Genomic DNA, 12,423 nt, shown 5'->3' with positions numbered 1-12,423 from the left:
TTTTTGATGAAACTGATAACTTTAACTTATATTATTAAAAGGGAAAAATCAAAGTTGTTATAAATATATTTGCGGCTAGGATGATAAAATTCATCGGAAGGCCGATTTTAACAAAATCTGTAAAATGGTAACCGCCCGGGCCGTAAACGAGCATGTGGGTGGGGGAGCCAATCGGGGTGGCAAAGCTACTGCTTGCGGCAATCATGAGTGCGATACAGAATGTGAGCTGGTTCACGCCAAGGGCGCTCGCGGCGCTCAATGCAATGGGGCAGAACAATGCTGCGGCTGCTGTGTTGCTGATGAATTCGGTAATAAAAGTCGCGACAACGCACATGATGGCAAGTGTAATGTAGGGGTTGCTTCCGCTCACGCTCAAAATGCTGTTTGCGATTTTTGAGGCGACACCGGTGATTTCAAGCGCTTTGCCAAGGCAAATGCTTCCTGCAAAAACGATGATGATTTCCCAGTTGATGGCGTTCATTGCTTGCGTGCTTGAACAGCAACGGAAAAGGATCATGGCTGCGGCAGCGAGTAAGCAAGACGAAAGTAACGGCATTATGTTAAATGCCGAAAGGAGCACCATGGCAATCATGATTGCTGCGGAAATAACGGTTTTCTTTCCAAATTTTTTTCCGACGGCTGCGTTTTCAATGACGCCTTCCAGATGCTCGTTTTTCAAGTTGAGGTTGTTGCAAATCCACTGGAGTTGCTCCGCCTTGCCCGATACGATGATGTGGTCTGCGCCCATGATGATGGAATCGGGGGTGGCAACTTCGACTTCGTTATCGAAACGGCGGATGGCGAGAATGCCGTTCTTGTCTTTCTCGAAACCGCGCGGATTGCTGTCGTAGATTTCTCGCAAAGTCATACCGATAAAGTTATGCTTTGAGGGCACGCAGAGTTCGAGTGTCATTTCGTCATCGCTGAGCCCGCTTAACGGGGACTTGCGTTCGGGGAGGAGCTTCTGCAGTGCGATGACAGACAAAATGCCAACAGCAAGGCAGAATAGCCCGCAAATCGTTGTCGTGAAAATCCCGAGATGGATGCCGGTCGCGTCGGTGTAGAGCCCTGAAATAATGAGGTTTGGCGGAGTTCCGATCAAGGTGCAGATGCCGCCCATTCCAGATGCGTAACTGAGCGGAATCAATAGCTTGGACGGCGAAATGCCGAGCTTTTTGGACCAAATCTTCACGATGTTGATGAACAAGGCGACGATGGTCGTGTTGGTGAGGAGAGAACTTAAAAGGGCAACGGGGAGCATGAGGCGCGTGATGGCTCCCGTGAGAGTTTTTGGGGTGCCCATCAGGTGCTTGACAATCCAGTTTAAAACGCCAGTCTGGTTGAGGCCTGCAATGACTGCGAAAAGGACGCCGATAACGAGGACGGACGGTGCGCAGAAACCGCCAAATGCGCTCTTGACATCAAGGACTCCGCTTATGAATAAAGCGGACATGGCGGCGACAAAGATGAGGTCGGTGCGCAATTTTGAAAACATCATGGACGCAAAAAGCGCGAGGATTACAGCAATTGTGAACCACGCATTCCCCGAGAGTCCCAATAGTTCAAAAGAAAGTAAACCTTGTAACATTCTTCCCTCCATCGGGGAAATCTATAATAATATTACAAGGATTTCAAACGGCTAATTATTTCAAATTGGAATGATTTCGGGGCTTTTAACCCCTGCTGGTGGCGATTCTCTTGATGATGCGGACGACTGTTTCCATGCCTTCGACGGTCACGTGTTCGAAGGGACCGTGATAGCCGTAGCCGCCCGTGCCGAGATTCGGGCAGGGGAGTCCCATAAAGCTGAGCTTGGCGCCGTCGGTGCCACCGCGCACAGGGTCGCTTACCGGCGTGATGTTTTCGGCGGCGATGGCTGTGCGGGCGCGTTCAAGGACTTCGGGCGTTTTTTCGATAATCTGCAGCATGTTGCTGTAGGAATGCTTGATCTCGAGCTCGATAGAGCCTTCGCCGAATTTTTCGTTAAACTTTTTGGCGATTTCGCGCAGGAATTCCTGGCGTTCTTCAAATCGCGTCTGGTCGTGGTCGCGGACGATGTAGCTGAGTGTCGCTTCGGTCACGTCGCCTTGCATGTCGGTCAGGTGGTAGAATCCTTCGCGGCCTTCGGTGGTGGCGGGTGTTTCGTTTTCGGGGAGCGCCATCGCAATTTCGACGGCCATGAGGCTTGCGTTTTTCATGATACCCTTAGCCTCGCCGGGATGCACGCCCTTGCCGTGAATCTTGAAGGTGGCACTTGCGGCGTTGAAGTTTTCGTAAGCGATGTCGCCTTCGTATCCGCCGTCGACGGTGTAGGCGTATTTAGCCGTGAAATAGCTCAAGTCCAAGCGGTCGGCGCCGCGTCCGATTTCTTCGTCTGGCGTGAAGCAGACCCAGATGTCGCCGTGGCCGGATAGGTTCTCGTAGCCGCGGCTTTCGGCGTGGCGGTCGATTTCGATGAGCTCTTCCATGGCGGTCACGATTTCGGCAATGCCTGCCTTGTCGTCGGCGCCGAGGAGCGTTGTGCCGTCGGTCGTGATGAGCGTGCGGCCCTTGAGCCATTTGAGCGTGGGGAAGTCTTCGACCTTGAGCACAGATCCCGAGCCCTTGAGGGGTACATCTTCACCATCGTAATCTTCGATGATTTGCGGTTTCGGGTTCACCCCCGAAAAATCTGGTGACGTGTCCATGTGGCTAATGAATCCAATAGGCGTGTCGCTTTCGCGGCCTTCGGTGGCGGGCAGGAGTCCGTAGACGTAGCCGTTCTCGTCCATCTTCACTTGTGAAAGTCCAATTTGTTCAAGTTCCTCGGTCAAGAACTTGGCGAGTTCAAGTTGTTGCTTGGTGCTCGGGCAACTTTCGCTCTCTTCGTCGGAGGTGGTGGTGAAGCTCACGTATTTTAAAAAGCGGTCTTGGACTTTCATTTTGTGCCTGCTATTAAAAAATCAAAATAACTTGCGATTTCATTCTGCAATTAAATTTATCTTTTTTAATGTAATTGGGAACACGATAGTGGATAAAGTTTCAAAAAAATCGAGTGCCAAGAAAAAGGCGGCAAAAAGGCGCAGGTCTCGCAAGCCGATGACTCGCTCGCAGATGATGCAGGCGGTCCATTCGGAGGATACAAAGCCCGAGATGATTGTGCGCAAGGCGCTCTTTGAGGCTGGTTTCCGCTATCGGCTCCACCGTCGGGATTTGCCGGGGACGCCGGATATTTTCGTACAAAGGTATGGGGTTGCGGTTTTTGTGAACGGGTGTTTCTGGCACCAGCACGGTTGCAAGCTCACGAGCCGCCCGAAGTCGAATTCTGCATTTTGGAACGACAAGTTCGACCGCAACATTGTGCGCGACATTAAAACGCAACACGAACTTTCGCTCTTGGGGTATCGCGTGGCGATTGTCTGGGAGTGTTCCTTGCGTGTAGAAGGTGTTGCCGATGCGGGGAATATGGGGGCAGCCCTCACGTTGGAGCGCTTAATTGATTTTATCAAGAGTGATGACGAGACAATTGAGCTGTAAAATTGTAGTTTAGAATAGTAATTCTTGGGAGCTTTTGAGAAGGAGAATTTATGACTATTGAAGAGGCTGTTTTAGCACGACATTCTGTGCGTAGGTATGCTTTGACGCCTTTGACTAAGGAGCAAGTCGAAGAATTGCAGTCGCGGATTCGTCGGTTGAATGAAAACTTTGCACTCCACATGCAGCTTGTTTTGAATGATGATGTGGCATTTAGCGGTCGCTTGGCGCATTACGGATCGTTTCGGAATGTGAAAAATTACATTGCGATTGCGGGTCAAAAGTCTGTGGCTGGGTGCGAAGCTTCGCTCGATGAACGCGTGGGGTATGCGACTGCCGATATTGTGCTTTTGGCGCAGATGATTGGGCTCAATACTTGCGTGGTCGGGCTTACGTTCAAGAAAACTCCGACGATTGAAATTGACGATGGCGAAAAGCTGGAGCTCGTGATTGCAATTGGGTATGGCGAGACGCAGGGCGTGCAGCACCCGATGAAGCCTGTGACGCGAATCGCGCCGGATTACGATCAATCTCCGGATTGGTTTAAGAAGGGGATTGACTGCGTGATGCTTGCGCCGTCGGCTTTGAACCAGTTCAAGGCTAAATTTACCGTTGACGAAAGTGGCCGCGTTTTTGCGGAGAAGCGTTTGGGCTTTTTTAGCAAGGTCGATCTTGGAATTTTCAAGTATTTCTTTGAAATTGGCTCTGGCAAGGAAATTTTCCGTCGTTCCATGCAAACTTTGCGCAGTTCAGACACGATTTAGCGCTGTCATCCCGGCCGCATTGCATTGTCATCCCGGCCTTGTGCCGGGATCGACTTCTTATTTATAGAGAATAATTCAAAATTTTTAAATTTTATGGTAACACTTTTGAATACCTCCGGTGTTACATAAACGTGAAAAGCCTAGAAACCTTAAAAAAAGCAGGATTTGCAAAGATTTACGAGAAGTACGCGCCTATGGTCTATAGGCGCTGCCTGCAACTCCTTCGCGATGACGCTGAAGCTTGCGACCTCATGCAAGACGTTTTTTTGCGGATTTACTCTGCATCGGAACGCCTGGATATGGAATCGCCGAGCAGCCTTTTGTGGAATACGGCAACGAGACTTTGCCTCAACCGCATTCGTGACAAGCGCCGTCGTGGACTTGACGTAGATTCTTCTAGCCTGCTTTTGAGCATCGCCTGTGCCGAAGACGAGCATGACGATTACGAAACGAAAAATGTGCTGGCAAAGCTCTTTTCGAAGGAACCCGAATCTAGCCGCACAATGGCAGTCCTCCATTTTGTCGATGGAATGACGCTCGAAGAGACTGCCCGTGAAGTGGGGCTCTCGGTAAGCGGTGTGCGCAAGCGTTTGCGCGGGTTACAGGCCAAAGTTAAAACTCTGGAGGTTCAGTGATGATTCCCGATTGGAAATTAGAACGATTCCTGACTGGCGATTTGCCGGAAGAAGAAATGAATAAGCTTCGCGAGCTTGAAGCGAATGATGCGGTATTTGCAAATCGCGTAAAAATGCTCCGTGAAGACAACAAGGCGATTTTGAGCAAGTTGCCGTTTGAAACGCTTGCCGCGAATCTTGGAACGGTAACGGAAACTGCTGGGACTGCTGCGAAAAATGCCGCGAAAAATGTTGCGAAAAATGCGGCGCGCTTTACGCTCGTGAAATTTGCGGCTGCGGCTATGTTCGTTTTTGCGGTTGCATTGGTGGCGTTCTTTGCCCAAAGCGAAACTTCCGTGATGAACGAACGTGTGGGTAGCGATGTCGCTAATGTCAATGGCTCGCAAAATACGCAGGTTGCGCTTGCCGAAAATGAATCCGATACGCGAATCAAGGGACTCGACGCCCGCATGGAAGTCTGGAAGAAGACGCCTGCCGGGATTGTCCAGCTGAACGATCTTGATTCTGTCGGCGAAGGTGATGAAATCCAGTTGCGCTATGCCGTTCCTGAGAAATGCTTTGGACTCCTTTTTAGCATGGACGGCAATGGCGCTCTGACTCTCCACATGGGCAATGGCGTGAAGGCGATTGAACTTGCTCCGGGCAAGATGAATTCGCTCCCGTTTGCGTACAAGCTTGATGATGCTCCGTACTTTGAAAAGTTCTTCTTCGTGACTTCTCCCAAGGAGTTTGCGGTTGAAGAAAATGATGTCGATAAGTTGCTCAAGAGAAGCGACGTGAAGGTGATTGGTTTTACTCTCAAGAAGGCGGGTAAATAATGTTTATGATTTCGAATAAGGCTTTTGGGGTGTTGTCTGGTTTGTCTTTTGCGTTTATGCTCATTTTGTTGGTTTTTGCATCTAATGCGAATGCCGCAAATGCGACGACAGAGGGTCGTATCAATCGCTATGTTGTTGCCGTGAGTGCCAATAACGGTGGTGCTGGCCGTCCGATGCTTCGCTATGCGGAAAGTGATGCCCGTTCGTTTGCCAAAGTGCTTAAGGAAATGGGTGGCGTGCTTCCGCAGAACGTGATTCTCGTGAAGGAACCGTCTGTTGTTGCTTTGCAAAAGGAATTTGCGAATCTCGATGCAAAAATTTTGCAGGATAAAGCGTCTAACGGCCGCGACGAAGTGCTCGTCTATTACAGCGGTCACGCCGACGAAAAGGGTCTCCGTTTGGGCGAAGAAACTTACGCCTGGAAAGACTTGCGCAATCGCATTGACTCGCTCAGTGCCGATGTGAAAATTGCTGTGATTGATGCTTGCGGTTCAGGTGCAATTACCCGTGTGAAGGGCGGTAAGGCGGTGCCTGCTTTTATGGTTGACCAGAGCAGTGACATGAAGGGCTATGCGTTTATCACGAGCAGCACGCAAGATGAATCTAGCCAGGAAAGTGATAAGCTCAAGGGCTCGTTCTTTACGCACTCGCTTGTGAGCGGTCTCCGTGGCGCAGGCGACTTGAGCAGCGATGGCCGCGTGACGCTCTCGGAAGCGTACCAGTTTGCATTTAACGAAACGCTCCAGAAAACGGAAACAACGCTGGGTGGCGCTCAGCATCCGAGCCGCGACATGAATCTTGCGGGTACGGGTGACGTGGTGATGACCGATTTGCGTGCGACTGGTGCTGGACTTGAAGTCGATGAAAATGTTTCTGGTCGCTTGTACATCCGCGATGCCGATGGTGAACTCGTTGCAGAACTCAACAAAAAGCGTGGACGCGCCATGAGTCTAGGTCTTCCGCCGGGCAATTACACGGTGAATCTCCAGCACGATCTTGATTACATGGGCGCTTCTGTGAAACTTGTGAACGGCAAGCGTGAAAAGATTACGGCTGAAAATTTCAAGAGTGTCATGGCCGAACAGACTGTGTTGCGCGGTGAAATCGGTGGCAATAGAATGTGCTCCAGCGGAGATACGATTGCATGCTCGCTTGATTCCTTGGATCATCATGGTCGCTTCCGTACCACTTTTAATTTCGTGAATCGTGATAAGGAACCTCGTAAGGGATTGCAGTTGGGCTTGCTCACAACTCATGCTAACGATTATATGCTCGGTACGCAGGTAAGCTTGATCGCAAATATCGCGAAAAAGGAAATGCATGGCTTGCAAGCGGCGACGGTTATCAACGTGGCGAGAAAGCATTTTGAAGGTGTGCAGATTTCTAGTGCAGTAAACTATGCTGGCTCATTTTCGGGTTCGCAGATTGGTATGGCAGTGAACTTTACTAAAGACAAGTCTTCTGGCGCTCAGATCGGTGTTGTAAACTTGGCGATGGACACGCTTAAAGGATTCCAGGTTTCCGCGGGCGTGAACTATGCAAAGGCGACCAAGATGCAGATCACTGCTGGTGTGAATGCTGCGGAATCTTCGAATTTGCAAGTCGTTGCAGGTGTTAACGTTGCCAAAGAAACGGATGTCCAGGTTTCTGCAGGTGTCAATGCGGCTAAGAAGAGCGATATTCAGGTGGTTGCCGGTGTGAATGCTGCTCACGAGAACAACAAGCTCCAAGTCGGTGTTGTCAACTATGCGACAAAGGAATCTGGCCGTCAGTGGGGTATTGTTAACGTCTGTGCCCATTGCGAAAAGACTCCGGTCGGTATCATCAACATCGTCGGAAACGGCGTGTGGAGCGTGACCCCTTACATCAACGAAATGGGGGCGCTCGGCGGATCAGTCCATTTGGGTACAGCATACTTCTATAGCGCTTTGGAATGGGCTTGGTTCTTCAAGAAGGGCTCTGGCTTTAGCGAATTCGAGAAGAAGTACGAAAATGGCTTTGGTATTGGTACGCAATTCGGACAGTACGGAAGCCACTGGGAACTGGAATACATGTTCTTGACGGTCTACGACAAATTCCGCCTTAAAGATGAAGGCAAGTTTGGGTATCACCATCGTGGACGTGTTGGCTATGTGTATCAGTTGTTCCCGTTCTTTGGCCTCTCGGTGGGTGGAACGCTGAACTTGACGAGCGAAGGCTATTTGAATAAGCTGTTGCTCAAACCGCTTGGCGATTACCACGATGACGTGAGCTACAAAGACCATAAAGGTCGCTGGTGGCCGGGATTCTACGCTGGCTTTACCATCGGACGATTCTAAAAACGTTGTACTATTAACCTGTCATGCCCGCCATTGAGCGGGCATTTCCTGTTTAACAAACGAAAAAAATTATTTTTTGAATTATGTGGTAACACTTTTTGAACCTTGAGGTGTTCCATTGGGGAAAGGAACCGAAATTGTAATGAATTTTATGCTGCGAATTGTTGTTTTTTTGTCGATGATGGTTGCGTTTGCCGCAGCCCACGAAAGTATTATCTTCAATGGAATTGTTCAGGATGACTCGTTTGAAGCTCACGAAAAGCTGAATGTTGAAATTCTTGAAACGGGCGAGGCTTTGCAGACGACCGTGGGGACGCCTTTTAGCGTCGTTCTCCCTGCCGATACGCTTTGGAACATTTGCGTGACGAACTCGGATACTTCTGGTGCCGAGAAGGAAAAATGTTATGAACTCCTGTATTTCGGTAACGATAGCACATTCAGCAAAACGCTTGGCCCCGATGCCGTCACGGTTGAAGAAACGATTTCAAACGGAGGTGCTGAAGCGCAAGCGGAGTCGAAGGATCCGGCGGCAATCTCCGATAGCACTTCCGATGTTGATGTAGAAAAACTTCTCGCTTCGGGTGGTGCAAATTCCAAAGTGACCGAGCTCAAAAAAGTTGTGGTGCAATTGCGCCGTCGCCCCAAACGCAAGCCGGGTGAATCTGTCGTTTCTGCAAAGTCCATCAAGCGCATGCCGGGACTTGCCGAAGCCGATGTCATCAAGAGCATTCAGGCGCTCCCGGGCGTTGTCGCCAGTTCCGATTTCAGTTCCAAGATTTACGTGCGCGGTGGTGCTGCCGACCAGAATCTCTTCTTGTTCGATAACGCTGTCGTCTATTCTCCGGTGCATTTCTTTGGACTTTTCAGCACGTTCCTTGTCGAAGGTATTGATGATGTGCAGTTCTACAAGAGCGGATTCCCGGCGCAGTACGGCAATCGTTTGAGTTCTGTGCTCAAGATGGATGGTCGTGCGGGCGGTCAGGATTCTGTAGATGAATGGTTTAGCAAAACGAGCGTCAAGATAAGCACTTTTGCAGCCCAGCTCCATACAGAAGGCCATCAAGGTCCAGCTCGTTGGGTGCTTGCAGGCCGTACAACTTACATTGGCTACATTCTCGATTTGTGCAATGCGATTGGTCTTTTGGATTTGGATCTGGATTATGAATTCACGGACTTGCAGGGAACGTTTATGTACAATTTCTCTGAAGATACTCGCCTGAAACTCAGTTTCTATATGGGTAAGGACCGCTTGGAATTTGACCCGCTTTATATGGACTGGGGTAACATCGCTATTCCGCTTGGTATTTACCACCGCATCAATGGCAACTGGGATTACAATGCAACGCTTGCCTATAGCAAATTCTACCAGACGATGAAAGTGAGCGATCTCATGTCGATTGAAATGCTGCTTTATACCTTTGCGGGTAAACAGTGGCTGAACTATCGCGGTATCGACAATCATACGTTTACTTTGGGTTATGAACTTGAATACGATTACGAACGCTATCAAGAAAAAATGGCTTCAATTAGCGTTGCTGATATTGAAAACGCGTTCCATCACGTCGCTTATGTGCAGGATGCCTGGAAAATTTCGCCAGATTTGCTGTTGCAATATGGATTGCGTTTCAATTATCAGACGGCTTCAAAACATTTTGGTGTTGAACCGCGTGCCTCGTTGTCCATCAATCTTGATGAATCGAAATCGTTGGAACTTTATGGCGGTTACTACTTGCAGTACATGAATTCAATTGTCTATACCGATCAGGAAACACTCAACGAATTCTATTATCCGGCGACGACAACAACGGATGGAAAACACATCAAACCCGCTTCCTCTTGGCTAATGGCGGCGGAGTACAGCCACCGCGACCTCTTTGAAGGTTATGATTTTACCGCAGGCGTTTATTATAAAACGCAAAATAACTTGAATACGTTTGCGATGAAAAAGGATACTAGCGATAATTCGTCGTCTTCTGAGGAGCTTGTGCTTGCGGATAATTTTGGCACGGCAGATGGTTATTCATTCGGTTATGAGCTTTCGTTGCGTAAAAATAATGGTTGGTGGTTTGGTGGAATCAACTGGAGCCAAAGTATTAGCGTAGCTCGCGCGAATGATGGTTCCAAGCCGTATTTCCCGAGTTGGCATCAGCCGTATGCTTTAAAGTTGGATTTGGGCATTAACTGGAAAGGTGGTGACGATGCCTTGTGGCGTCACAAGAAAAAAGGCCGCTATTTCCGTTCGTCACTTGCGCTCAAGTATTCATCGGGAATGCCGATTAGTGAGTACAAAGGATATTACCTGCAACAGGAAATCGGGACGCAAAAGTATTCTGACGATATCGTAGTACTCCCGGGAAGCCGCAATGCGGGCCGCCAAACAGACTACTTTAGAATTGACTTGAAGGCGGTTGATATGGGTCGCGAAGGCAAATGGAACTTTAGCTGGACGATTATCAACTTAACGAATCACGATAATATGTTTTTTACCTTCTACGATACACGTAAGAATCCTCCGAAGAAAACAGAAATTACTCAGTTCCCCTTTTTACCGATTATGCTGAATTATGAATACTATTTCTAGACAAAAGAAAAATTGTGTCATCCTGAGCGAAGTCCGTAAGGACGTAGTCGAAGGATCTTGTAGGCGATTCCTTTCGTTTCTCGTCTGGATTCTCTCGTCTGTTTTTTTTATCGCTTGCGACTTTCACGGTCCGTGGGAATATTATCCCGAAGAGCGTGAAGTCTATACGGGCATTTATACGTACGGATATATTCTTGAAAGTGGAGAAACCAAAATTTGTTTCTCGAAGGTCTATCAACTTGATGAAGCTTCATCTCAGGACTTCAGTTTCTACGATAGCGCCTATGTTACGGTTAGTGGCTTGTTTTATTACGACCGCAGGGAAAATAGAGACACCACGGTAGAACTTTATCATCATGGACCGAATTGTTTCTCGCAAAGCCGTTATGAAGGAATTGCAGGTGAATCCTATACGATGAACGCTTATTTTGTGTGGGATAGCGCTGGACAAACGGTGGCTTCAACCTATAAGGCCGTGGCTACGGTTCCGAATAGAGTTAAAGTAAATGGTATGAATGCTCCCCAACAGGATGGAAGCTACAAGTGGATTGAAAATCCGTGGAGCGATGCGTCAAAGCGTCTTTATTCCATTGATGATTTTACGCTCGATTTTTTGGAATATCCAATGGATATGCAATTTGTAAAGGTTTCTATGGAATATGATAATTCAGTACGTGGAGTTCTCTCCATTATGAATTATGATATCAATAATGGGGAATCGCAAAACACGACGATGAACCAGATGTTTAAGGGTATGACTGATGCTGATGAAACAGGTTATCGCGGAATTTCAATGCACGACCCGTTGGAAAAACAACAAAACCTCGGTTTTTCGTCAAATCGCACTATTGCTGGAGTCAAGAATCTTGACACTCTTTACCTGATGAATATGATGCTTCCGTTGGGAAGAATCACGGTAGACTTTTATTCGACGGATGATGCGTATGTTGATTATGTGGATAAGGTAAAACAGTCTGTGCAGGATTCGCGCGTTATCCCAGAATCGAATATTGAAAATGGAATGGGCGTGTTTAGCGGAATGGCTAAAACTCAGATAAGTATTATGGTCAATGGTGATGGTGTTGGCTTTTATCATATCGCAAATCGCAACTGTGCCAATGAAAAAGGGGACAATACAGAAAGTTGGGACTCTCGCGGGTGTAGACTTTATCAGGACGTGATTTGTTCTGGTGGAGTAAGCGAATTGATGCTTGATGGTTGGCATGAAACGGATTTGATTGATGCTAACGAGCGTGCTGCTGAAATTTACAGGGATTCGGTCTACAATAGAGGTGAAAAAGGTTGCTATGCGTCTAATGTCAAGGCGGCGATGACGCTGGATACTACAAAATGGTCTCTTTTCTTGCCCGATACGATTAATGCCGAAGATAAGGCTAATGCGTTTGCCGATGGCTTAAAACGTTATTGTGTCGCAAGTAATTTCGAAAGCAATCACATTGCAGATTGTTCCGGCTTGGAAAAAGAATGCATGGAAGACCCTGAAAGAAATAATTGCAAGGAATATCTATGGCTCTGGTGCGCGGATCGTGGCTGGGATTTTTATAGATACGATCAATGCCGTTCCGCTTTTGTGAGCCGCTACTACCTTCAAAATCTTAAATCTAGTGTTCTTCATCGAGAAGTGGAATATGAATGTCGTTATTGGTCGAACTATGGAGAAGACGTTGTTTTCCGTAATCGTATGTGCGGAAATTGGTGCAAAGTCGAGGACAATCAAGTGAAATGTCAATAATTTTTTGAATAAATCATCAAACACGGTGACACTTTTGATGG

The 12,423-nt window shown here is 48.1% G+C and carries 9 protein-coding genes; 7 read left to right on the top strand and 2 right to left on the bottom strand.

What is annotated here, in order from left to right; translation table 11 throughout:
• Positions 1-34: 34 nt before the first annotated feature.
• Positions 35-1,588, bottom strand: coding sequence for an SLC13 family permease (locus BUC30_RS04055; RefSeq protein ID WP_073423638.1), 1,554 nt, complete (start codon positions 1,586-1,588; stop codon positions 35-37).
• Positions 1,589-1,673: 85 nt separating this feature from the next.
• Positions 1,674-2,921 (bottom strand): peptidase T, encoded by a 1,248-nt coding sequence (pepT, locus tag BUC30_RS04050; RefSeq protein WP_073423637.1) that lies wholly within the window; start codon positions 2,919-2,921, stop codon positions 1,674-1,676.
• 88 nt (positions 2,922-3,009) lie between these two features.
• On the opposite strand from pepT, the gene BUC30_RS04045 reads away from it, so the two are divergent.
• The 7 genes from BUC30_RS04045 (at position 3,010) to BUC30_RS04015 (ending at position 12,382) form a co-directional block, all read left to right on the top strand.
• Positions 3,010-3,516, top strand: a complete 507-nt coding sequence (locus tag BUC30_RS04045; protein WP_073423636.1) for a very short patch repair endonuclease — start codon at positions 3,010-3,012, stop codon at positions 3,514-3,516.
• Between the two features lie 50 nt (positions 3,517-3,566).
• Positions 3,567-4,277 (top strand): nitroreductase family protein, encoded by a 711-nt coding sequence (locus tag BUC30_RS04040; RefSeq protein ID WP_073423635.1) that lies wholly within the window; start codon positions 3,567-3,569, stop codon positions 4,275-4,277.
• 131 nt (positions 4,278-4,408) lie between these two features.
• Positions 4,409-4,912, top strand: coding sequence for an RNA polymerase sigma factor (locus BUC30_RS04035; RefSeq protein ID WP_073423634.1), 504 nt, complete (start codon positions 4,409-4,411; stop codon positions 4,910-4,912).
• Positions 4,909-5,730: a hypothetical protein gene (locus tag BUC30_RS04030; RefSeq protein ID WP_139260781.1), complete on the top strand. Its 822-nt coding sequence runs from the start codon at positions 4,909-4,911 to the stop codon at positions 5,728-5,730. The genes BUC30_RS04035 and BUC30_RS04030 overlap by 4 nt, the downstream gene beginning before the upstream one ends.
• On the top strand, positions 5,730-8,048 hold the full coding sequence (locus BUC30_RS04025; protein WP_073423632.1) for a caspase family protein: 2,319 nt from the start codon (positions 5,730-5,732) through the stop codon (positions 8,046-8,048). Before BUC30_RS04030 ends, BUC30_RS04025 begins: the two co-directional genes overlap by 1 nt.
• A 142-nt stretch (positions 8,049-8,190) precedes the next feature.
• Complete coding sequence (locus BUC30_RS04020) at positions 8,191-10,629, top strand: TonB-dependent receptor plug domain-containing protein (RefSeq protein ID WP_073423631.1); 2,439 nt, start codon at positions 8,191-8,193, stop codon at positions 10,627-10,629.
• Entirely contained in the window at positions 10,613-12,382 is a 1,770-nt protein-coding gene (locus BUC30_RS04015; protein ID WP_073423630.1) for a hypothetical protein, read from the top strand. The genes BUC30_RS04020 and BUC30_RS04015 overlap by 17 nt, the downstream gene beginning before the upstream one ends.
• Positions 12,383-12,423 lie beyond the last annotated feature (41 nt).

This window comes from Fibrobacter sp. UWB7 (assembly GCF_900142945.1).
In the GTDB taxonomy this organism is placed as follows: Bacteria; Fibrobacterota; Fibrobacteria; order Fibrobacterales; family Fibrobacteraceae; genus Fibrobacter.
Note: the sequence above shows the minus strand (reverse complement) of the source record. Positions and strands in the feature narration are given on the sequence as shown.